Source organism: Allobosea sp. ASV33, from assembly GCF_016428755.1.
Classification (GTDB): Bacteria; Pseudomonadota; Alphaproteobacteria; order Rhizobiales; family Beijerinckiaceae; genus Allobosea.
Genome location: NZ_JAELTI010000069.1, coordinates 1 through 22,108, shown reverse-complemented (window position 1 = coordinate 22,108; position 22,108 = coordinate 1). Strand labels below are relative to the sequence as shown.

Genomic DNA, 22,108 nt, shown 5'->3' with positions numbered 1-22,108 from the left:
AGACTGCCATGAGCCACGACCACGATCATTCGCACGACCATCCGCACGATAACAGCCATGACGGCGAGCCGCGCTGGAAGCATGACGGCGTGCGCGTCATCACCGGCGACAAGCTCGACCCCAACACGGCGCAGACGCCGGGCATGTTCCGGCAGGCGGCGATCAACCATGCCCGCGTCGGCGCGCAGAAGATCTGGGCCGGAACGGTCGCAATCGAGCCCAATGCCAAGACTGGCGTGCACCATCACGGCGCGCTCGAAAGCGTGATCTATGTGGTCAGCGGCAAGGCCCGGATGCGCTGGGGCGAGCGGCTCGAATTCGTCGCCGAGGCCGGGCCCGGCGACTTCATCTATGTGCCGCCCTTCGTCCCGCATCAGGAGATCAACGCCGATCCCGACAACCCGCTGCAATGCGTGCTGGTGCGCTCGGATAACGAGGCGGTCGTAGTCAACATCACCGATGTCGACCCGGTCGAGAAGCCGGAAGAGGTCTACTGGGTCGACCCGATCCACAAGCACCCGCACGGGTGAGCATGGCCGCAAGAGGCGCCGCTTCTTGACTCGCCGGCGAGGCGCTGCGAGCATCGTTATATTCAATTGGATACAGCGATAAGCGCAGCGAGGAACAGCATGTTGAAGCGCCGCACCCTTCTGGGCATGGGCCTGGCCCTTGCCGTGAGTTTCGCCCCCGCCTTCGACGCTGCGCAGGCGCAGACGAAGGACCTCGTGATCTTCGCCGCCGCCAGCATGAAGAACGCGCTGGACGAGGCTGCCGCGAACTGGGTCAAGGAGAGCGGCAAGCCGGCGCCGAAGATCTCCTACGCCGCCAGCAACACGCTGGCGAAGCAGCTCGAGAACGGCGCCCCGGCCGATCTCTTCGTCTCGGCCGATCTAGACTGGATGGACTATGCTGCAGCTAAGAACCTGATCAAGCCCGACACCCGCGTCAGCCTGCTCGCCAACCGTATCGTGCTCGTCGCCGGCAAGGATTCGACCGCCACGCTCGATCTCAAGCCCGGCGTCGATGTCGCGGGCGCGGTCGGGGCCGGCCGCCTCGCCATGGGCAATGTCGATTCCGTTCCCGCCGGCAAATACGGCAAGGCCGCGCTGGAGAAGCTGGGTAGCTGGGACAAGGTGAAGGACAAGATTGCGCAGGCCGACAATGTCCGCGCCGCACTGCTGCTGGTCTCGCGCGGCGAGGCGCCGCTCGGCATCGTCTACGCAACCGACGCCGCCGCCGATCCCCAGGTCAAGGTCGTCGCGACCTTCCCCGAGGATTCGCATCCGCCGATCGTCTATCCGGTCGCGGTCACCAAGGATTCGGCCAACCCGGACGCGCAGGCCTTCCTGACCTATCTGCGCAGCCCCGCCGCCAAGCCCGTCTTCGAGAAGCAGGGCTTCACGGTTCTGAACAAGGCCGCCAGCTCTTCGTGACCGATTGGCTGACGCTTTCGCCGGACGAATGGACGGCGGTGAGGCTCAGCCTCATCGTCGCGACGACCGCCATGATCGCGAGCCTCCCGCTGGGGCTTGGTGTCGGCTTGCTGCTGGCGCGCGGGCGCTTCTGGGGCAAGTCGCTGCTCGACGCGATCGTCCATATGCCGCTGATCCTGCCGCCGGTGGTGACGGGTTATCTGCTGCTCGTCGGCTTCGGCCGGCGCGGGCCGATCGGGCAATTGCTCTATGACTGGTTCGGGATCGTGCTGTCCTTCCGCTGGACCGGCGCGGCTCTGGCCTGCGCGGTGATGGGCTTCCCGCTGATGGTTCGCGCCATCCGGCTCTCGATCGAGGCGGTCGACCGCAAGCTCGAATCCGCCGCGGGCACGCTCGGCGCGAGCCCGATCTGGGTCTTCCTCGTCGTCACGTTGCCGCTCTGCCTGCCAGGCATCATCGCCGGCATGATCCTGTGCTTCGCCAAGGCGATGGGCGAGTTCGGCGCGACGATCACCTTCGTCTCCAACATCCCCGGTGAGACTCAGACCCTGCCCTCCGCGATCTACACCTTCACGCAGGTTCCGGGCGGCGATGCCGGCGCGATGCGACTGACGCTGATCTCGATCGTGATCTCCGTCGCCGCGCTTTTCCTCTCCGAACTGATGGCGCGCATCGTCGGCCGCCGGATCGCCGTCGAATGACTGATGTCCTCGACATCGCCGTCCGCCACCGGCTCGGTGCGTTCACGCTCGATTCGGCCTTCACCTCCGACGGGCGCCTGACCGCCCTGTTCGGCAGCTCGGGCTCGGGCAAGACTTCGCTAGTCAATGTCATCGGCGGCTTGATCCGCCCCGATTCTGGCCATGTCCGCGTCGATGGCGAGACGCTGGTCGATACCGCGCGCGGCGTCTTCCTGCCGAAGCATCGGCGCCGCATCGGCTATGTCTTCCAGGAGGCACGGCTCTTCCCGCATCTCACCGTGCGGCAGAACCTGCTGTTCGGGCACTGGTTTGTGCCGCGTGCCCAGCGCAGGCCGGCCGAGTTCGACAAGGTGCTGGAGCTGCTCGGCATCGGCCATCTGCTGAAGCGCCGGCCCGGTGCGTTGTCCGGCGGCGAGAAGCAGCGCGTCGCCATCGGGCGCGCGCTGCTGGCGCAACCGCGCCTGCTCTTGATGGACGAGCCATTGGCGGCGCTCGACGAAGCCCGCAAAGCCGAAATCCTGCCGCATATCGAGCGCCTGCGCGACGAGGCCGGCATCCCCATCGTTTATGTCTCGCATGCGCTGGCGGAGGTCGCGCGCCTCGCCACTACCGTCGTCATGATCGAGAACGGGCGCGTCGCGGCTTGCGGGCCGACCGCCGACATTCTGTCCCGGCCCGATCTCGCCGCGCGGCCGGGCGCGCCGGAGGCGAGCACGTTGCTGTCCGCCGAGGTTACCGGCTTCGAGGAGGCCTTCGGGTTGGCGCGGCTGAATACGCCGGCCGGTCCCTTGACCATCGCGCGGGGCGCGCTGCGGCAGGGCCAGCGGATCAAGATCCGCATCCTCGCCAGCGACGTCATGCTCAGTCTCGGCCAGCCAGCCGAGATCAGCGCGCTCAACATTCTGCCCGGAAAGGTGGCCGAGATCGGCGAGCGCAGCGGCGCGGGGGGCAGCACCATGCATCTGCTGATCGCTTGCGGTGAGGCGAAGCTGGCGGCGCGTCTCACGGCGAAATCCGTCGCCCTGTTGGGCCTGGCGCCCGGCAAGCCGGTGCATGCGGTGATCAAGAGCGTCTCGGTCGAGATGCCCTGAGCCCAACCACAGCTGCCACCGTCATTCCGGGGCTTCGCGAAGCGAAGAGCCCGGAATCCAGAACCGATCTCCTTGACCACAAGAGCGCGACGGCGGCCTCGTCGATCCGGCTAGGGCATTGGTTCTGGATTCCGGGCTCATTGCTATGCAATGCCCCGGAATGACAACGGGGCCTCGAAATCCAGCCCTTGACCTTCCCATGATGGGAAGCCCCATATGACTCGTCATCACCAAGAAGGAGACGGCGATGACGGTCATCGACAGAAGCAGGCACGACCCCGAAACCCTCGATCTGGGCGTCGAGGGCATGACCTGCGCGAGCTGCGTCGCCCATGTCGAGCGCGCCATCGCAGCGGTGCCGGGCGTCGATGCGGTCTCGGTCAACCTTGCGACCGAGCGGGCTCACATCAGCTTCACCAAAAGCGGCACCGATCTCGGCCAGATCGAGGCGGCGGTCCGCAAGAGCGGCTACACTCCGGTCGAGACCACGATCGAATTGTCGGTTTCCGGCATGACCTGCGCCTCCTGCGTCGGGCATGTCGAGAAGGCCCTGCGCGCCGTGCCCGGCGTGGTCGAGGCGACCGTGAATCTCGCGACCGAACGCGCCAGCGTGAAAACGCTTGCCGGCGATGAGATCGTCCCTGCCCTCGTGAAGGCCGCGGCCGGCGCCGGCTATGAAGCGAGCCCGGTCGTCGCGGCCGATGGCGATGCCGACAAGCGCCGGCAGGCTGCCAAGGACGAGGAGCAGGGCAAGCTGCTGCGTTCCGTCATCCTCGCCGGCTTGCTCACCCTGCCGCTGCTCGTCGTCGAGATGGGCAGCCACATGTTTCCTTCGCTGCACCATTGGCTCGCCGGCACTTTCGGCGAGGGAAATGTCCGCGTCTTCTCCTTCGCGCTGGCGACCATCGTCCAGTTCGGGCCGGGCCTCGTCTTCCTGCGCAAGGGTTTCCCGGCGCTGCTGCGACTGGCGCCCGACATGAACTCGCTGGTCATGCTCGGCACCGGCGCGGCCTATCTCTATTCGAGCGTCGCGACCTTCCTGCCGGACCTGATGCCGGCGGGCACGGACGGCACCTATTTCGAATCCAGCGCGGTGATCGTGACGCTGATCCTGCTCGGGCGCTGGTTCGAGACCCGCGCCAAGGGCCGCACCGGCGCCGCGATCCGCAGCCTCATCGCGCTCCAGCCCAAAACGGCCCGCGTGCTGCGCGACGGTGCCGAAAGCGATGTCGCAGTCGACAGCGTGCGTCCCGGCGATATCGTCATCCTCAGGCCGGGCGAGCGCGTCCCGGTCGATGGCGAGGTCACCGACGGCACCTCCTTCGTCGACGAATCGATGATCACCGGCGAGCCTGCCCCCGTCCGCAAGGAAGCCGGCAGCATCGTCACAGGCGGCACCGTCAACGGTTCCGGCGCGCTGCGCTTCACCGCGCAAAAGGTCGGCGCCGACACGCTGCTCGCCCAGATCGTGCGGACGGTTCAGGCGGCACAAGGCGCCAAGCTGCCGATCCAGGCGCTGGTCGACCGCGTCACGCTCTGGTTCGTGCCGGTCGTGATCGCGCTGGCGTTGGTGACTTTCGCCGTCTGGCTGAGCTTCGGCCCGAGCCCGGCTTTGTCGCATGCGCTGGTCAATGCCGTCGCGCTTTTGATCATCGCCTGCCCCTGCGCGATGGGTCTGGCGACCCCGACCTCGATCATGGTCGGCACCGGCCGGGGTGCCGAGCTCGGCATCCTGTTCCGGCAGGGTGATGCCTTGCAGGCGTTGAAGGACGTCCAGATCGTCGCGCTCGACAAGACGGGAACGCTGACCAAGGGCAAGCCGGAGCTCACCGATATCGAGCCGGCGAATGGCTTCGCGGCTGACGAGGTGCTGCGTCTTGTCGGCGCGGCCGAGAACCGCTCCGAGCACCCGCTGGCGCAGGCGCTGGTCGCGGCCGCCAAGGAGCGGAAGCTTGAACTCGCCGAGCCGGCCAACTTCGCCAGCGATCCCGGCCTTGGCGTCACCGCGACGGTCGAAGGCCGCAAGGTCGCGATCGGCGGCCGCCGGCTGATGGAAGAGGCGAAGCTCGATATCGCGCCCTTCGCCGCCCGCGCCAAGGCGCTGGCCGAGGCCGGCAAGACGCCGCTCTATGCCGCGATCGACGGCCGGATCGCCGCCGTCATTGCCGTCGCAGACGCGGTAAAGGAGACCACGCCCGCGGCCATCGCCGCCCTGCACAAGCTCGGCCTCAAGGTCGCGATGGTGACCGGCGACGACCGGCGCACGGCGGAAGCGGTCGCGCGCGGCCTCGGCATCGACGAGGTCTGGGCCGAGGTGCTGCCGACCGACAAGGCCGAGGTGGTGAAGCGCCTGCAAGGCCGCGGCGCGAAGGTCGCTTTCGTCGGCGACGGCATCAACGATGCGCCGGCGCTGGCCCAGGCCGATGTCGGCATCGCAATCGGCACCGGCACGGATATCGCGATCGAAAGCGCCGATGTCGTGCTGATGTCCGGCGATGTGATGGGCGTGCCGCGTGCGATCGCGCTGTCGCAGGCGGTGATTTCCAACATACGCCAGAATCTCGCCTGGGCCTTCGGCTACAATGCCCTGCTGATCCCGGTCGCGGCCGGCGTGCTCTATCCGGCCTTCGGCATCCTGCTCTCGCCGGTCTTCGCCGGGCTCGCCATGGCATTGTCCAGCGTCAGCGTCGTCAGCAATGCGCTCAGGTTGAAGCGTTTCAAGGTGGAGGCCTGAGATGAATATCGGCGAAGCCGCAACCCGTTCCGGCGTCAGCGCCAAGATGATCCGCTATTACGAGAGCATCGGCCTGATCACCCCGCCGGCCCGCACGGCCGCGCAATACCGGGTCTATGCCGCCGAAGACGTGCATACGCTGCGCTTTGTGCGCCGCTCGCGCGATCTCGGCTTTTCGCTGGAGGAGACGCGCGAATTGCTGGCGCTCTGGCGCGACAAGAGCCGGGCCAGCGCCGATGTGAAGAACCTCGCCATGGCGCATGTGCGCGAGCTCGAAGAAAAGGCGGCCGAGCTCAAGGCGATGGCCGACACGCTGCGGCATCTGGCGACGCATTGCCATGGCGACCACCGCCCGGATTGCCCGATCCTCGCCGATTTCGCAGCTACCACGCCGACGCAAGGCAAAGCCTGAGACGCTGCTCCGCCATGCGCTGAATGTCTGGACGGGGCAGTGCGAGATTGCTCATATGCCGCGGCCCACCAGAGGCGGGTCCGGCCCGGCCACTTCGGCCCGTCGGGGAATCCGCCTCTCAACGAAAGACGGGGAGCGCCCAGGCGTTCTCCAGGCGGAACGACAATGGACAATCGAAACGATCTCTGGCGGCATGTCGATGCGAACAAGGAGCGCCTGATCGCGCTCTCCGACCGGGTCTGGGGCATGCCGGAGGTGTGCTACACCGAGAAGCGCTCCGTCGCCGAGCATATCGCGGAGCTGAAGCATCAGGGCTTCAGGATCACCGAAAACGTCGCCGATATCCCGACCGCGGTGATCGGCGAGGCCGGCGAAGGCGGCCCGGTCATCGCCTTCCTCGGTGAGTACGACGCCCTGCCCGGCCTGTCGCAGGAAGCCGGCGCCTCCGAGCACAAGGAGATCGAGGCCAACGGCCATGGCCATGGCTGCGGCCATAACCTGTTGGGCTCGGCCGCGATGCTCGCCGCCGTGGCGATGAAGGAATGGCTCGCCGAGAAGAAGATCCCCGGCCGCGTGCGCTATTATGGCTGCCCGGCGGAGGAAGGCGGCGCCGCCAAGGCCTTCATGGTCCGCGCCGGTGCCTTCGACGACGCCGATGTCGCCATTTCGTGGCACCCGTCGAGCTTTTGGGAGGTCGCTCCGGCCCTCGCCTTGGCCAATACCCGCGCCGATTTCGTCTTCACCGGCCGCGCCTCGCATGCCGCTGCCGCGCCGCATCTCGGCCGCTCGGCGCTCGATGCCGTCGAGCTGATGAATGTCGGCGTCAACTATATGCGCGAGCACATGCCGTCGGACGCGCGGGTACATTACGCCCTGCTCGACACCGGCGGCATCGCGCCGAACGTCGTCCAGGCCCATGCCCGCGTCCGCTACTCCATCCGCGCGCGTGACCTGCGCGGCATGCTGGAGCTCGTCCAGCGCGTGAAGAAGATCGCCGAAGGCGCGGCGCTGATGACGGAAACCAAGATGGAGATGCGCATCGTCAGCGCCGTCTCCGATCTCGTCGCCAACACACCGCTCGAAGAGGCGATGCACAAGGTGATGGGCGAACTCGGCGCGCCGCATTTCGACGATGCCGACAAGGCCTATGCCGAGAAGATCCGCGCGACGCTCTCCCCGCAGGAGATCGCCTCGATCTGGCGCACCATCGGCATGCCCGATACCGGCGTCCCGCTCGCCGACTTCCTCGTGCCGCGCGACGCCAAGCGCAACCCGGCGATCGGCTCGACCGATATCGGCGACGTGAGCTGGGCGGTGCCGACCGTGCAGGCCCATGCGCCGACGGTCGCGATGGGCACGCCGTTCCACACCTGGCAGGTGGTGGCGCAGGGCAAGTCCCCCGCCGCGCACAAGGCGATGGTCCATGTCGCCAAGGCGATGGCCGCGACCGGCGCCGCCGTGCTGAGCGACCCGGCCCTGATGGCCGCCGCCAAGGCCGACCACAAGGCGCGCCTCGGCAAGGAAGGCTACACCTCGCCGCTGCCTCCCGAAGTCAAGCCGCCGCTGACGATGTCGCTGGGCTGATCATCGGCCCTCGGAAACATCCAGAAAACGCTGGTCATCCCGGACGAAGCGTAGCGGAGATCCGGGATCCATGCCTGAAGCTTCCCAGGAAGCGTTCCGGAATGGATCCCGGGTCTCCCTGCGGTCGGCCAGGATGACTTTTTTGTTTGAACTTCGGCTCCACAGGCCAATTGAACGAACACATATGATCCGGGAGAATGCGCCCCTGCCGCACGCCGGCAGAATCGCCACCCGGAGCCAGCATGGATCGCACTGAGGAATCGGAAGACAGCCTCGGCCGGCATCACCGCACGGCCAGCGGCCAGGCCGATTCCGCCGTTCCCGCGCCGGTCGACCTCGCAGGCTATGTGCTGGACGAGCAGTTCGGCTTCCTGCTGCGGCAGATGCAGCAGCGCTATGTCGCGATGTTCATGGAGATGATGGGCGCGGACGGGCCGACGCCGCCGCAATTCGCAGTGCTGTGCCGACTGGCCGTCGATGGCCGGATTTCCCAGAACCAGCTCGGCCGCATGACCGCGATGGACCCGGCCACGATCCGGGGCGTGGTGACGCGTCTTGCCGAACGCGGACTGGTCGAGCGCCTGCACGATCCCGACGACAAGCGCCGCGTGCTGGTGCAGCTCGGCCAGCGCGGCCGCGAGCTGCTGCCTGTCTATGTCGAGCGCGCCAAGGCGATCACCGTCGCAGCACTCGATCCGATGGCGGAACCGGAGGTCGAGCCGCTTCTCGACGTGATGCGTCGCCTGCTTTCTGGCTTCAGACCGCCAGATACTGGCTCCGCGCCGCCTCGTTAGTCTTGAGCGCCGCCATCGTATCGTCGAAGCGGATCAGGCCCTTCTCGATGATGACGGCGCGGTCGGCGATGCTGCCGGCGAAATGCAGGTTCTGCTCGGACAGCAGGACCGACAGCCCCTCGCCTTTCAGCACGCGAATGGTCTGCGCCATCGCCTCGACGATGACCGGTGCGAGCCCCTCGGAAGGCTCGTCAAGCAGCAACAGGCGTGGATTGCCCATCAGCGTGCGGGCGATGGTCAGCATCTGCTGCTCGCCGCCGGACATCGCCCCACCCGGTCGGTCCCGCATGCGGCCGAGATTGGGGAAGAGCTCGAAGAGACGCTCCGGCGTCCAATGCGGCGCGCCAATGCGGGGCGGCTGGCGGCCGACTTCGAGGTTCTCCATCACGGTCAAATCCGAGAAGACCCGCCGGTCCTCCGGGACATAGCCGATGCCGAGCCGGGCGATCTGGAAAGGCTCACGGCCGGCGATCTCCTTGCCTTCGAAGCGGATGGAGCCTTGCGGCTCGGGCACCAGCCCCATCACCGTCTTCATCGTGGTGGACTTGCCAGCGCCGTTGCGGCCCATCAGCGCGACGACCTCGCCGGCTCCGACCGCAAAGCCGACGCCGTGCAGGATCTTGGCGCGGCCATACCAGGCCTCGACGCCGGAGAGTTCGAGGAGCGCCGTCATCAATGCCCTCCCGAGGTCGCGCCGGAGCCGAGATAGACCGCGCGCACCTGCGGGTCGTTGCGCACCTCGGCGCTGGTGCCCGATGCGATCAGGCGGCCGCGATCCAGCACCAGCACGCGATCGGCATGGGCGAAGACGACATCCATGTCGTGCTCGGTGAACAGCACGGCGATGCCGCGCTGCCTGGCGATGCGGGCGGTCAGTGCCATCAGCGCGATGCGCTCCTGCGGCGCCATGCCGGCGGTGGGCTCGTCCATCAGCAGCAGCTTCGGCTCGTTGGCGAGCGCCACCGCAAGCTCGACGCGCTTCAGATCGCCATAGGCGAGCACCCCGCAGGCGCGCTCGGCTTGCTGCGTCATACCGACCTGATCGAGCAGTGCATTCGCCGGTTCGAGCCGGCGCTGGTCGGCGCGGCCGAACAGGCGCCAGGTCTTCCCGGCATGGGAGATCAGCGCCATCTGGACGTTCTCGCGCACGGTCATCGAGGCGAAGGTCGCAGTGATCTGGAAGGTGCGGCCGACGCCGAGGCGCCAGATCTTGCGCGGTTCGAGCCCGGTGATCGGCTTGCCGGCCAGCAGGACTTCGCCGCGATCGGGCCTGAGCTGCCCGTTCAGCATGTTGAAGCAGGTCGTCTTGCCGGCGCCGTTCGGGCCGATCAGCGCGACCAGCCGACCAGCCTCGACCGCGAAGGAGACGCCGTCGACCGCCTTCACGCCGCCGAAGGATTTGGCGAGGTCGCGAGCTTCCAGAACAGGGTGCATGGGCGCGTTCATGCGGTTGCCGTCGCTTGCGCGGCGCTCTCGCGCCGGGCGCGCCAGAACAGCCAGGTACCGACGAGGCCGCGCGGGAACAGCACCACCAGCAGCACGATCGAGAGACCCAGCGCGAAGCGCCAATAGGCCGTCATCTTCGCGAGCTGTTCGTTCAAGCCCATATAGGCGAAGGCGCCGACGACCGGTCCGGCGACGGTCTGCACGCCACCGAGCAGCACCATCAGCAGGGCATCGACCGAGCGTGGGATCGCCATATAGGTCGGAAAGACCGAGCCTTTCGAGAAGGCGAAGAGCCCGCCGGCAATGCCGGCAGCGATCGCGGCGATGACGAAAGCGGCCCATTGCAGCCGTCCGACATCGAGCCCGATCGCCTCCGCCCGCAAGGGGCTGTCGCGGCCGGCGCGCAGGGCATAGCCGAAGGGCGCGAAGATGATCACGCGCAAGGCAACGATGACGAGTACGGCGATCGTGAGCGCGAGATAGTAGAACACCGTCTTGGGCACCGCCCAGGCCGAGGGCCAGACGCCGAGGATGCCGTTGTCGCCACCGGTGAGGTCGACCCATTGGAAGGCGGTCGCCCAGGCGATCTGCGCGAAGGCCAGCGTCAGCATGGCCAGATAGACGCCCGAGAGCCGCACGCAGAACCAGCCGAAGATCGCGCCCGCGATACCGGCCATCAATGGCGCCAGCATCAGCGCCTCCTCCATCGGGCTGCCCAGCCATTTCACCGCCAGCGCCGCGCCATAGGCGCCGAGCCCGAAATAGGCGGCATGGCCGAAGGAGATGATGCCGCCCGGCCCCAGCAGCAGATGCAGCGAAGCGGCGAAGATCGCGAAGATCACGAGATCGGTCAGGGTCAGGATAAGATGATCCGGCACGACGAGCGGCGCGAGCACCAGCAGCGCGAGTGCCACGGCTCCGAACAGCTTGGCCGCGCCATCGGCCGGGCGCAGCAGGAAGAGCTGGCCGGCATGGCCGCGCGGCTCGATGCCGGCCTTGCCGAGCAGGCCATGCGGCCGGACGATCAGCACCGCCGCCATCACCAGGAAGACGAGAACCAGCGTGATTTTCGGCAGGATCAGGATGCCGAAGGCGTGGAGCACGCCGATCAGCACGGCGGCGAGATAGGCCCCCGTCACGCTGCCGAGCCCGCCGACCACCACGACCACGAAGGCCTCGGCGATCATCGACAGGTCCATATGGAGATTGATCGCCTCGCGCGGGAGCTGGAGCGCGCCACCCAGCCCCGCCAGCGCGGCGCCGAAGGCGAAGACCGAGGTGAAGAGCAGGCGCTGGTTGACGCCGAGTGCGCTGACCATCTCGCGATCCTGCGTCGCCGCCCGGATCAGCACGCCCCAGCGCGTGCGGTGGAACAGCAGCCAGATCAGGCCGAGCACGAGCGGCCCGATCGCGATCAGGAAGAGCTCGTAGCTCGGGAAGCGGTTATCGAACAGGATGACGAAGCTGCGGAATCCCGGCGCTCGCGGGCCGAGCCTGTCCTCCGGCCCCCAGGTCGCCAGCGCGATATCCTGCAGCATCAGCACGACGCCGAAGGTCGCGAGCAGCTGGAACAGCTCCGGCGCCTGGTAGATCCGCCGGAGGATCAGGACCTCGATCAGTACGCCGGCAACGCCGGTGAGCAGCACGGCGAGGATGACACCGCCCCAGAATCCGAGTGGATCGGCCGGCCCGAGCCAGGTCACCAGCGTGAAGGCGAGATAGCCGCCCAGCATGTAGAGCGAGCCATGGGCGAAGTTCACGATGCGCGTGACGCCGAAGATGATCGACAGCCCGCACGCCACGAGGAAAAGCGACGATGCCGAGGCCAGGCCGTTCAGGGTCTGGGTGAGGACGAGATCAAGCATGTCGTCTCGGGGGAGCCATCGGTCGGAGACGGTAGGAGCCGGGCGACGGGTTGCCCGGCCATGACGGTGACGCACGCAGGCGCAGAGAAGCGTAGACCCGAGAATCTCAGGCCGGAAAAGGCTTGGGAGCCTCACGCGGCAGGAGATGCTCGGGTCAGGCCCGAGCACGACGCACTGGTCTTGATCGGTCTCACACGGCCGGCCGCAGCTTGCGGACCTCGTCGTCGCTGGGCAGGTATTTGGCGCCGTCGCGATAGCTCCAGTCGACCATCACGCCCTTGCCGTTTTTCTGCGCGCTCTTGCCGACATAGGCGCCGAGCGTCGACTGGTGGTCGATCTTGCGGAACTCGATCGGGCCGAAGGCCGAGCCGAATGTCAGCCCTTCGAAGGCATCGACCAGCTTCTCGTTGTCGGTGGAGGCTGCCTTCGTCAGCGCTGCTGCGATGGCCTGCACTGTCTCGTAGCCGACGACCGAGCCGAGCCGCGGATAGTCGTTGTACTTCGCCTTGTAGGCGTCGCGGAACTTGACGTGCTCCGGGGTCTGCAGATCGGCATGCGGATAGCCGGTGATGATCCAGCCCTCCGGCGTTTCGGCGCCGAGCGTGTCGAGATATTCCGGCTCGCCGGTCAGCATCGAGACAACCTGGCGCCCCTCGAACAGGCCGCGCGTGTTGCCGGCGCGGACGAAATTGGCGAGGTCGACCGCGAAGGTGACGTTGAAGATCGCCTCGGGCTTGGCCGCCTCCAGCGCCTGGACGGTGGCGCCGGCATCGATGCGGCCGAGCGCCGGGAACTGTTCGGCGACGAAGGTCACGTCCGGGCGCGCCTTCAGCAGCAATTCCTTGAACCATTTCACCGCGGACTGGCCGTACTCGTAGTTCGGCGCGACGATCGCCCATTTCTTGGCCGGGAGCTTGGCGGCTTCCTCGACCAGCATCGCGGCCTGCATGTAGGTCGAAGGCCGCAGGCGGAAGGTGTAGCGGTTGCCTTTCGACCAGACGAGAGCATCGGCCAGCGGCTCGGAGGCGACATAGAGCCGCTTGTTCTGGTTGGCGTAGTCGGCGAGCGCGAGGCCGACATTGGAGAGGAAGCCGCCGGCGATGATGTCGACCTTCTCGGCGGTCGCGAGATCGGCGGCATGGCGCACCGCGTCCTCCGGCTTGCCGGCATCATCGCGGAAGACGGTCTCGAGCTTGCGGCCGAGCACGCCGCCGGCCGCGTTGATCTGTTCCTGCGCCAGTTCCCAGGCCTGCCGATAGGGTTTCAGGAAAGCCGGCTGCGCGGTATAGGAGTTGATCTCGCCGATGCGGATCGGCCCCGCGCCCTGGGCGCGCGCCAGCGAGGGGACGCCGAGGGCGAGCGTGCCCGCGACGAAACTGCGACGATCGATCTGCATGAGGGGTAGTCCTTCGCCTCGCTGCGGCTGCAATCCGCGCCGATACCGCTCGCACCGGATCGGGCGAAGCGGATTTCATATGCATACATATGAATGAGGATATCCGGGCGCTTGTCAATCTGCCTTTCTTGCAACGCAGCAGATGAGCAGGCGACTGACGGCAGCTTGCGCGGTTTTGCGCAAAAACCCCGAAAGCCTTTGATTTTATTTGGAAAACGAGCCGCCCAAAAATAAGTCAGCGATGCTGCCCTTTTGATCTTGCGGACGCGCTCGGAGCCTCCTATCTAGATCGCAGCGCAGCAGAGATGTTGCGCCGCCCTCCTTGGGCGTTTCCTCCCTAGACTTGGGCTGCGCTTCTGGCGTGGCCCTTTTTTCTTGTCGGGATGGGAGCGGCCTACCAGCGTCGGCCATAACCCCAGCCGTAGCCATAGCCCCAAGGTCCACCGAAGGACGCGTCGAAGCGATCGAAGCGGCGGCGCCGCTCGGCCGCACGATCGAGATCGAGCTCCATCAGGCAGTTCGAGAAAGCCTCTCCCGGCGTTCGGAAGCCGTAGGAGCGGCAGCGCTGCTCATCCATCGCGCGGTATTCGGCTTCGGTGGTGACGCAGCCGCTCAACGCCATGGCCAGCATCGCGCCGGCAGCGAGCCTGATGATCGTCATCGCGCTTCTCCTCTCGCGCTCTTCTCCGTCCTACGCGCAGACGGCCTTGCAGTTCCCGCACCCAGTCTAGCGCGAGAACTTGATCGGCACAGTCAGCGAGATCGCGCCGCCGCCCAAGCCCTCTGGCGGAGCCGGGACCGGATTGGCGCGGCGGATCATCGAGACCGCCTCCTCGTCCAGCGCCGCATCGCCGGAACCGCGCACGAGCCGGGCCGAGAGCACGCGCCCGCCCCGGTCGATGCTGAAAGCGACCTGGACCGTACCGGGGCTGGCGCCGCCGGGGAAGCGCTTGTAGCGGTTGAGATGGGCCATCAGCGAGCCGCGCCAGCTTGCCGTCGCGGCCGGAGACGGCGATGACGCGCCAGAATTCGGAGCCGCGGCACGCGGCGCAGCCTGCTCCTGCGCAACCGGCGCCGAGGTCTGCTCCGCCTTCGGCTTGTCCGGCCGGACCGGCTTCTTCTTCTCGGCGATCTTGGGTTTCGGCTTCGGCTTGGGTTTCTCCGGCGGCGGCGGCTTCGGCGCTTCCTTCGGCGGCGGCGTCAGGATCGCCGCGGCGTCCGGCAATGGCGGCAATTCGGGAATCTTGATCTCGGGCTCGGGAATCGCGACGGGCTGCGGTTCCGGCGGAGGCGGCTCGATCTCCTTGGGCTGCTCGACCGGCTCGGGCGGCGGCGGTTCCGGCTCGGGCTGCGCCTCGGCCATTTCCGGGCCGGGCGCGACCTCCTGCGGCGGCGCTTCCGGCGCGACGGCGAGCGGCGCGAGCTCGATCATCACGGCGGCGGGGGGCGAACCCATCGCCGCCTCGGCCCGCTGCCAGTTGGCGACGACCCAGCCGGCCGTGCCATGGGCGCTCGCGACGACGAGCGCAGCCAGGCTCCAGCGCAAGGCGGCCGGCGCGAAACGGGAAAGCGATGGGCGTTCCATGCTCATGGCTTCGGCCCCGCAGCAGCCCCCTGCCCGGTATCTTCCAGACCGACCAGCGCGATCTTGAGATAGCCGGCATTGCGCAGCAGGTTCATCACGTTCATCAGCTCGCTATAGGCGACGCTGCCGTCCGCCCGCAGGAACACGCGCTGCTCGCGGTCGCGATTCGTCTTCTGGTCCAGCGCCGCCTGCAGCGCCTCGCGCGGCACGGGATCATTGCCGAGCGCGAGCGTGAGATCGCCCTTCACGGTCAGGAACATCGGCGTATCCGGCCGCGGCTGCGGCTGCGCGTTCGAGACCGGCAGATCGACCGCGACATCGACGGTCGAGAGCGGCGCGGCGACCATGAAGATGATCAGCAGGACGAGGATCACGTCGATGAATGGCGTGACATTGATGTCGCTGACCTCGCCGAGGTCGCCGTCCTGCGGGTCCTTGAGGGAGACGCCCATGGCTCACTCCGCCGGAACGAGCGGTGCGGACGCCACGCTCGTTGCCGAAGCAGACGATGCCGAGGCCGCACGCGGGGCCGGCGCGACGGCGCGCTGGCGGCGCTCCAGATCGCGCGAGAGATGGCGCAGGATCTCGCCGGAAGCATCGGAGAGCGTGGCGCGGTAGCCGGTGATCGCGCGGGCGAAGACGTTGTAGATGATGACGGCGGGGATGGCGGCGACGAGGCCGATCGCGGTCGCCAGCAGCGCCTCGGCGATGCCCGGTGCGACGACGGCGAGATTGGTCGTCTTGGCCTGACTGATGCCGATGAAGGAATTCATGATGCCCCAGACCGTGCCGAACAGGCCAACGAAGGGCGCGGTCGAGCCGATCGTGGCGAGCAGGCCGGTGCCGCGCGCCATGGAGCGGCCGGCGCGCGCCTCGATCCGCGACAAGGCGATGGCGACGCGCTCCTTGATGCCGTCCTCGCCGAGATCGGCCGAGCGGCGGGTTTCGGACAGGGCGGCGTTCAGCAATTGGCCGACCGCGCCGCGTAGCTTGCCGCTCTTGCCGGCGGCAGCGCCTGCGGCCTCGCCCAGGTTCTCGGCGGCCTCGATGCGGCGCAGCGCCCGCCCGGCGGAGCGCTTGGCCGCCGCCAGCTCCATCGCCTTGGCGAGCCAGATCGTCCAGGTCACCAGCGAGGCGAAGGCGAGCCCGAGCATCACGCCCTTCACGACGATATCGGCCGCCATGAACATGCCCCAGGGCGACAGGTCATGCGGCAGGGTCGCCGTCATCGCCGGAGCTGCCACGGGCGCCGCCGGATTGCCGAGGGCCAGGGGCGGATGGGCAGTGCTCGGCGGATTGATGCCGAGCTGAGGCAAGGCCGGCGGAAGCGGATTGGTCGGCGTCGTCGGCTGGGCCTGCGCCGCGGGCGGGGCCGTCTCGGACGGCGCCTGGGGTGCGGGCTGCACCGGCGCCTGCGCCTGCGCCACGACGACGGACAGGCTCAGCGCGACAAGAGCCAGACGAAACGCACGCATCATCACAAATCCAGCCTTCTCCGGAGGAGCGCGGCCCGGGCTTTTCCGGTTCCGCAGCCTTGCCGCAGGCACTAGGGCACCCGCAGCTTCCTCATTGGAATCATTACAAAAAAAGACTTGCAGCGGCGTCGCTGCATATGCGATACGCCTGTTCGAATCGGACGGGCATGTCAAGAAAAAGCGGCTCGCCGGCGATGGCCCCGGACGGGTCCCGGCCATGGCAATTCAGGCCTGCCCGCGCTCCCGGACCGCCCTCACATATCCGCTATTCGGTGAATGCAGGGCGGGCTCGCCGGAGCGCTCGCGTCAATTGCGCTCGGGCCGATCGATCTCGGCCTGAAGCGCCGCCAGATGCTCGGCAGCGGCTTCCGCGGCTGCGTGCTCGACCGCCCGGAATCGCAGGATCAGGGCTTCGCCCAGCGCGGTCAGCCTGGCGCCGCCGCCATTGCGCCCGCCGACCTGGCGCTCGACCACCGGCTTGCCGAAGAGCACGTTCAGTTCCTCGACCAGCTCCCAGGCGCGCCGGTAGGACATCTCCATCGCCCGGCCGGCCGCCGAGATCGAGCCATGCCTTGCGATATTCTCGAGCAGCGCGATCTTGCCGGGGCCGATCCTGCCCTCGGGATCGAGCTGGATGCGCAGGCTCAGCGAGGGCATCGCCGGCTCAGGAGGCTTTGGCCAGGGCGAACTCGGCGCCCTCCCCGCAGGCGGCGAGCCAGATTGCCGCAATACGCTCGATCCCGGCCTGGTCGTCGGCGTCGAAACGCGCCGGTGACGGGCTGTCGAGGTCGATCACGCCGATGACGCCGTCGCGGCCGACGAGCGGCACGACCAGTTCGGATCGCGAGGCGGCATCGCAGGCGATATGGCCGGGGAAGGCATGGACATCCTCGACCAGCATCGATTTTTGCTGGGCAACGGCCGCGCCGCAGACGCCCTTGCCGACGGGAATGCGGACGCAGGCCGGCTTGCCCTGGAACGGGCCGAGCACCAGCTCGCCTGAACGCATGATGTAGAACCCGGCCCAGTTCAGGTCCGGCATCATCTGGAACAGCAGCGCCGAGGTATTGGCGGCGTTGGCGATGGCATCGCTCTCGCCGGCCAGCAGGGCTTCGAGCTGCGCTTCGAGCTCGCGGTAGAATTCCGGCTTGCTGCCGCCGTCGATGCTGCGTGCCTCGAACATGATCCTGACGCCTCGCTTGCCTGCGCTCTCGAAATCCAGCGCCGGTTCCTACCACCATCGCCCCGGCCGCGCCATCGAAGAGGCCCTGTAGGGCAACCGCAGATCGTTCTGACCGGCGCGACTTTTGTCATTCCGGGGCTTCGCAGAGCGAAGAACCCGGAACCCACGACTGGGTGTGCCCTTGTCATCAGGTGTAAGAGGCCTCGCCCAGTCGTGGGTTCCGGGTTCGCGCCTGTGGCGCGCCCCGGAATGACAAGCGCGTGGTTCGCCCCCTTGCGATCAACCGAGGCCAGACCCCTTCCCCGCGCCATGCGGATCGTGGCAATCCTCGCCCGCGCTTGACCGGATAGGGAATCGATCTTGGACGAGGATGCCCGGCAAATCCGCATCGCAGCCGCCTTGCTGACCGACGCGCGCGGGCGCCTGCTGCTCGTCCGCAAATCCGGCACCGCCTGGTTCATGCAGCCGGGCGGCAAGATCGAACGCGGCGAGGAACCCTTCGCCGCGCTCGCCCGCGAACTCCGCGAAGAGCTGGGTCTGGCCGTCGCGCCGGACGCCGCGCGCCATTGCGGACGCTTTTCGGCCCCAGCGGCCAACGAACCGGGCTTCACCGTGGAAGCCGAGCTCTACGCCCTGCCTCTCAACGGTGAAGCCCGGTCGGCGGCGGAGATCGCCGAGATCGCCTGGCTCGAACCCGACGCGACCGCCACGCTTCCCCTCGCCCCGCTGACACGTGATCACGCCCTGCCGCTCTGGCGGTCCATGCTGACGGAGACATCCCGATGAACGATGTGATCTCGAGCCCGCGCCGGGCCGATGGCAGCGCCGGCGATGCCGATTACGGCCGCATCGGCCAGGGCTATGCCTCCTATCGCCAGCCCGAGCCCGCCATCGCAGCGCTGATCGAGGCGGCGCTCGGCCCGGCCCGGCGGGTGCTCAATGTCGGCGCGGGCGCCGGGTCCTACGAGCCGCGCGGCCGCGACATGATCGCGGTCGAGCCCTCGGCCTCGATGCGAGCACAGCGCCCGGCCGATATCGTCGCCGCGATCGACGCCACGGCGGAGGCCCTGCCCTTTCCCGACGGGCATTTCGACGCGAGCATGGCGACCTTCACCGTGCATCAATGGCAGGATCTCGATGCCGGCCTGCGCGAGATGCGACGGGTGACGCGCGGCCCGGTCGTCATCCTCTCCTGCGATCCCGATCTGGTGCAAGCCTTCTGGCTCGATCACTACGCACCGGAGGTGCTGGCCACCGAGGCGCGACGCTATCCCTCGCTCGGCCATATCGGCACGGTGCTCGGCGGTGATGTCGAGATCGTCGCGGTGCCGATTCCGCTTGGCTGTCGCGACGGCTTCAACGAGGCCTATTACGGCCGGCCGGAACTCTTCCTCGATCCGGGCGCGCGCTCGGCCTGCTCGGCCTGGAGCTTCGTCGATGAGGCCGAGAGTGCGGCCTCGATCGAGAGGCTGCGCCAGGATCTCGCATGCGGCGCCTGGGACGATTGCTACGGCTTCCTGCGCAATCAGCCGAGCTTCGACGGTTCGCTGCGCCTCGTCGTCGCGCGGCCCTGATCCGTCAGCAGAAGGGCCGGATCTCCTGCGAGAACCGGCCCTCCAAAATCATAGACAAAACCTTGTCATCCCGGACGCCGCGGAGCGGGGATCGGGCTTCCTGCCTGAGCCTCAACCGGAGGCCTATGGAATGGATTCCGGGTCAAGCACGGGATGGTTGGGTGTTTCCGGGGGGAATTCCCAAACCCAGGAAGGGTTTTCAACCCGCCTCTGGCGACGATCCTCAGGATCGGAAGTCAGCCCGCCGCGGCGGCTTCCCGGAAGCGACTGACGAAATCTTCGAGAGTGGCGCGATCCGTGTCCGAGATCGCCCAGTAAGTGAATGCCCCGTCGGCCCAGCGGATCAGGGAAAAGCCGCCGGCGGACCGCTCGGCTCCAGCCGGTATGGAGGCGGTTCTGCCGTCCTGTGGGGCGGCCACGAGGCTGATCAGATGCTCGCGGTGCTTGTAGACGAGAGCCGGAATCGGCTTGTCCGCGATCACCTCGATACGGCCGCCCAGGAGTGAAAAGCCGTCCTTTACGAGGTCGGGCGCCGCGGGCGACAGGCCGATGCGGGCGTCGAGCCAAGGCTTGACCGTATGCCGGTCCGACGAGGCGACGTCCACAGGGCTTGCGGCCAGCAGGCTGCGGCGATGGCTGCTGGCGACGGCGGCAGCGAAGCTGTCCGGCGCGTCGCGTGTCATCGCCCATTGGGTCAGCCCGCTCGTCAGAACGGCGGTGACCAGGATCGAGGCCGCCATGGCACGCCAGCCACGCCAAGCGGAGTGAGCAGATGCTGGCCGTGCCGCCGCCTGGGAGGCAACGCCCAGCGCAGCGATGCGGGCCTGGAACGCATCGCTGACGTCGGGGCGAGGCAGGTTGCGAACAGCAGTTTGCAAGGCCGCAATGCGAGCGTGCTCGGCCGCGAGCGCCGGATCATCCGCCAGTCGACGCTCCAGAGCCAAGGTCGTGGCGGCATCGAGCTCGCCATCGACCAGGGCATGAAGCAGCAACTGAAGGTCCGCAGGATCCGACGGCAATTCCATATTTTTTCTCATCGGCTCCCCCCGAGCTGCGCCGCAAGCTGCGCGCGCGCCCGCGACAGCCGCGACATCACGGTACCCAGCGGCACATGGAGCATCGCCGCGATCTCCCGATAGCCGAGGCCGTTGACGTCCCGCAGCACGAGAACCTCACGAAACGGGTGCGGCAGCAGCGTGATCGCAGTTTCAAGCGCGGCCACGTCCGCCTTGGCGATCAAGGCCGCCTCCGGCGTGCCGGCATCCGTGTCGGCGTCGGCGGCCAATGCGTCGAGATCGGCGAGGTCGCCGACGGCGACGACGCGACGCGGGTGATTTCGCGCGAGCCAGGCATAGGAGGCATTGCGCACGATCGTCAGCAGCCAGGCGCGCGCATTGCCGCCGGCGTAGGTCGCCAGTCCCTTATAGGCCTTCAGGCAAGCCTCCTGCACGACGTCCTCAGCGTCATCGGCATTGCCGGTCAACCAGCGCGCAAGCGCCAGCGCGTCGGAGAGATGGGGAAGAACCACCTCGCTGAAGCGCTCCGCCGAGGTCTTGCCGGTCAACACCGCGACATCATCCGCTTCTCCCGGCACCACGCACCTCACGGAGTGACGGTGATGGTACCTTGCATATGCGGGTGAAGCGCGCAGAAATACGGAAAATCACCCGGTTTCGTGAAGGTGAAGACGTAGGAATCTCCGGTGTCGAGCGCCTTGGACCGGAACGAGCCGTCATTCGCCACGACGACATGGGGAATGTCGTCGTCGTTCTGGAATGTCACAGTCGCCCCGGCCTTCACCGTGAGCAGCTTGGGGGCAAAGGTGAAGTTGTCGATCTTGACGCGCGCGGCATCCGCGGCCCGCAGAGGGGCCTGCGCCATAACGACGATGCCGAGACAGACAAGGGCGCAGGCAAGCGGTCGGGAGCTGACGTTTATGCGGATCATGGGAGGCATCCTTCTATGCGCCGCGCGGTTCAGGGGCCTGCGAGGGTGCTGTCGATGATCGCGAGCTCCTCCTTGCCTCGCTTCACCGCGACCTGGGTGATACCGAGAAGAGAGCGCAACTGGCCGGCCGGCACGGTCATCGGTCCCGGTGATGGCGCGGTGCCGGGTGCGGGCTGCGGGAAAGCGGTCGAAAGGGCCGTGTGGAAAGTGACGTTGCCCTCCACCTTCTGCATGATCTGGTGAATGTGGCCGTTGAGCACGGTAACCGAGCCGAAGCGCTTGAGTAGAGCCAACGCCTGCGCCGCATCGTCGGTGCCCCAGCCCCATTCCGGGTAGACCGCCCAGAGCGGGATATGGGCGAAGACGACGATCGGCGTCGAGGCGCCGACGGCTTTGAGGTCGTCGGCCAGCCAAGCGAGCTGGTCTGCACCGAGATTGCCGAGGCCCCCCGCCTTGAGATTGACGACATTGACCAGGCCGATGAAATGCACGCCGTTCTGGTCGAAGGAATACCAGCCGGCGCCCTTGGTGCCCGCGCCGTAGCGATCGAGATAGGCGCGCCCGTTGTTCTCGTCGATGATATCGTGCTCTCCGGGCACATAGTGCACGTCGTACCCGGCGCCGCCGATGATCTGCCCGGCTGTATCGAACTGCGCAGCCGTGGACAGATGGGTGATGTCGCCGGTGTGGATCATGAAGGAGGGCTTTTTGGGCAAGGCTCCAACCTTGCCGACGGCTTCCTTCAACGTGTCGATGGCGTGCGGGTTGGCTGCCTTGTCGAAACCGATATGGCTGTCCGAGATCTGCAGGAACGTGAACCCCGTCGCCGTCTCGGCTGCGCTGGCCTCGCCGAGCAGGCCGAGCGACACGGGCACGCCACCCGAAACC

General features: G+C 67.5%; 24 protein-coding genes. 10 read left to right on the top strand and 14 right to left on the bottom strand.

All coding sequences use genetic code 11. The features are described 5' to 3' along the window. The first annotated feature begins 8 nt into the window (after positions 1-8). From JHD80_RS18645 to JHD80_RS18610, 8 genes are all read left to right on the top strand, one after another. Positions 9-530, top strand: coding sequence for a cupin domain-containing protein (locus JHD80_RS18645; protein ID WP_199090455.1), 522 nt, complete (start codon positions 9-11; stop codon positions 528-530). A 99-nt stretch (positions 531-629) separates the two neighbouring features. Then, entirely contained in the window at positions 630-1,433 is an 804-nt protein-coding gene (gene modA, locus JHD80_RS18640) for a molybdate ABC transporter substrate-binding protein (protein WP_199090453.1), read from the top strand. Further along, the gene (gene modB / locus JHD80_RS18635) at positions 1,430-2,134 is read left to right on the top strand and encodes a molybdate ABC transporter permease subunit (protein ID WP_199090451.1); all 705 of its coding nucleotides are present in this window, start codon (positions 1,430-1,432) and stop codon (positions 2,132-2,134) included. The genes modA and modB overlap by 4 nt, the downstream gene beginning before the upstream one ends. Beyond that, positions 2,131-3,225 carry a molybdenum ABC transporter ATP-binding protein gene (modC, locus tag JHD80_RS18630; protein WP_199090444.1) on the top strand — a complete coding sequence of 365 codons (1,095 nt, stop codon included), beginning with the start codon at positions 2,131-2,133 and terminating at the stop codon, positions 3,223-3,225. The genes modB and modC overlap by 4 nt, the downstream gene beginning before the upstream one ends. Positions 3,226-3,472: 247 nt before the next feature. Next, positions 3,473-5,959 (top strand): heavy metal translocating P-type ATPase, encoded by a 2,487-nt coding sequence (locus tag JHD80_RS18625; RefSeq protein ID WP_199090442.1) that lies wholly within the window; start codon positions 3,473-3,475, stop codon positions 5,957-5,959. Position 5,960: 1 nt separating this feature from the next. Next, positions 5,961-6,371, top strand: coding sequence for a Cu(I)-responsive transcriptional regulator (cueR, locus tag JHD80_RS18620; RefSeq protein WP_199090440.1), 411 nt, complete (start codon positions 5,961-5,963; stop codon positions 6,369-6,371). Between the two features lie 165 nt (positions 6,372-6,536). Beyond that, entirely contained in the window at positions 6,537-7,955 is a 1,419-nt protein-coding gene (locus JHD80_RS18615) for a M20 family metallopeptidase (protein ID WP_199090432.1), read from the top strand. Between the two features lie 242 nt (positions 7,956-8,197). Continuing rightward, on the top strand, positions 8,198-8,749 hold the full coding sequence (locus tag JHD80_RS18610; RefSeq protein ID WP_199090430.1) for a MarR family winged helix-turn-helix transcriptional regulator: 552 nt from the start codon (positions 8,198-8,200) through the stop codon (positions 8,747-8,749). Here the strand turns inward: JHD80_RS18610 and JHD80_RS18605 are convergent. The 10 genes from JHD80_RS18605 to JHD80_RS18560 form a co-directional block, all read right to left on the bottom strand. Then, positions 8,712-9,422, bottom strand: coding sequence for an ABC transporter ATP-binding protein (locus JHD80_RS18605; protein WP_199090428.1), 711 nt, complete (start codon positions 9,420-9,422; stop codon positions 8,712-8,714). The genes JHD80_RS18610 and JHD80_RS18605 overlap by 38 nt on opposite strands. Next, positions 9,422-10,183, bottom strand: a complete 762-nt coding sequence (locus JHD80_RS18600; RefSeq protein ID WP_199090426.1) for an ABC transporter ATP-binding protein — start codon at positions 10,181-10,183, stop codon at positions 9,422-9,424. The genes JHD80_RS18605 and JHD80_RS18600 overlap by 1 nt, the downstream gene beginning before the upstream one ends. Before the next feature lie 8 nt (positions 10,184-10,191). Beyond that, entirely contained in the window at positions 10,192-12,060 is a 1,869-nt protein-coding gene (locus JHD80_RS18595) for an ABC transporter permease (protein ID WP_199090424.1), read from the bottom strand. Between the two features lie 190 nt (positions 12,061-12,250). After that, positions 12,251-13,456 (bottom strand): ABC transporter substrate-binding protein, encoded by a 1,206-nt coding sequence (locus JHD80_RS18590; RefSeq protein ID WP_199090422.1) that lies wholly within the window; start codon positions 13,454-13,456, stop codon positions 12,251-12,253. 394 nt (positions 13,457-13,850) lie between these two features. Further along, positions 13,851-14,117: a hypothetical protein gene (locus tag JHD80_RS18585; RefSeq protein ID WP_199090420.1), complete on the bottom strand. Its 267-nt coding sequence runs from the start codon at positions 14,115-14,117 to the stop codon at positions 13,851-13,853. 66 nt (positions 14,118-14,183) lie between these two features. Next, entirely contained in the window at positions 14,184-15,047 is an 864-nt protein-coding gene (locus JHD80_RS29135; protein WP_199090418.1) for an energy transducer TonB family protein, read from the bottom strand. Then, positions 15,044-15,493 carry a TonB system transport protein ExbD gene (gene exbD, locus JHD80_RS18575; protein ID WP_199090416.1) on the bottom strand — a complete coding sequence of 150 codons (450 nt, stop codon included), beginning with the start codon at positions 15,491-15,493 and terminating at the stop codon, positions 15,044-15,046. The genes JHD80_RS29135 and exbD overlap by 4 nt, the downstream gene beginning before the upstream one ends. Before the next feature lie 3 nt (positions 15,494-15,496). Beyond that, the gene (gene exbB / locus JHD80_RS18570) at positions 15,497-16,519 is read right to left on the bottom strand and encodes a tonB-system energizer ExbB (RefSeq protein WP_199090414.1); all 1,023 of its coding nucleotides are present in this window, start codon (positions 16,517-16,519) and stop codon (positions 15,497-15,499) included. Positions 16,520-16,822: 303 nt separating this feature from the next. Further along, positions 16,823-17,173: a winged helix-turn-helix domain-containing protein gene (locus JHD80_RS18565; protein WP_199090412.1), complete on the bottom strand. Its 351-nt coding sequence runs from the start codon at positions 17,171-17,173 to the stop codon at positions 16,823-16,825. 7 nt (positions 17,174-17,180) lie between these two features. Then, entirely contained in the window at positions 17,181-17,699 is a 519-nt protein-coding gene (locus JHD80_RS18560) for a GAF domain-containing protein (protein ID WP_199090410.1), read from the bottom strand. 360 nt (positions 17,700-18,059) lie between these two features. On the opposite strand from JHD80_RS18560, the gene JHD80_RS18555 reads away from it, so the two are divergent. Together JHD80_RS18555 and JHD80_RS18550 are read left to right on the top strand one after the other, a co-directional pair. Next, the gene (locus JHD80_RS18555) at positions 18,060-18,485 is read left to right on the top strand and encodes an NUDIX hydrolase (protein ID WP_210339926.1); all 426 of its coding nucleotides are present in this window, start codon (positions 18,060-18,062) and stop codon (positions 18,483-18,485) included. Continuing rightward, complete coding sequence (locus JHD80_RS18550; RefSeq protein ID WP_199090408.1) at positions 18,482-19,273, top strand: class I SAM-dependent methyltransferase; 792 nt, start codon at positions 18,482-18,484, stop codon at positions 19,271-19,273. Before JHD80_RS18555 ends, JHD80_RS18550 begins: the two co-directional genes overlap by 4 nt. Positions 19,274-19,509: 236 nt before the next feature. Here JHD80_RS18550 and JHD80_RS18545 read toward each other — a convergent pair whose 3' ends face one another. From JHD80_RS18545 to JHD80_RS18530, 4 genes are all read right to left on the bottom strand, one after another. Then, positions 19,510-20,298, bottom strand: a complete 789-nt coding sequence (locus tag JHD80_RS18545; RefSeq protein ID WP_248311638.1) for an anti-sigma factor family protein — start codon at positions 20,296-20,298, stop codon at positions 19,510-19,512. Positions 20,299-20,306: 8 nt separating this feature from the next. Beyond that, on the bottom strand, positions 20,307-20,867 hold the full coding sequence (locus JHD80_RS18540; RefSeq protein ID WP_349237299.1) for a sigma-70 family RNA polymerase sigma factor: 561 nt from the start codon (positions 20,865-20,867) through the stop codon (positions 20,307-20,309). Between the two features lie 8 nt (positions 20,868-20,875). Further along, on the bottom strand, positions 20,876-21,220 hold the full coding sequence (locus JHD80_RS18535) for a cupredoxin domain-containing protein (protein WP_429068606.1): 345 nt from the start codon (positions 21,218-21,220) through the stop codon (positions 20,876-20,878). 29 nt (positions 21,221-21,249) lie between these two features. Then, on the bottom strand, positions 21,250-22,108 hold an 859-nt coding region (locus tag JHD80_RS18530; RefSeq protein ID WP_199090404.1), incomplete at its 5' end, for a metallophosphoesterase family protein.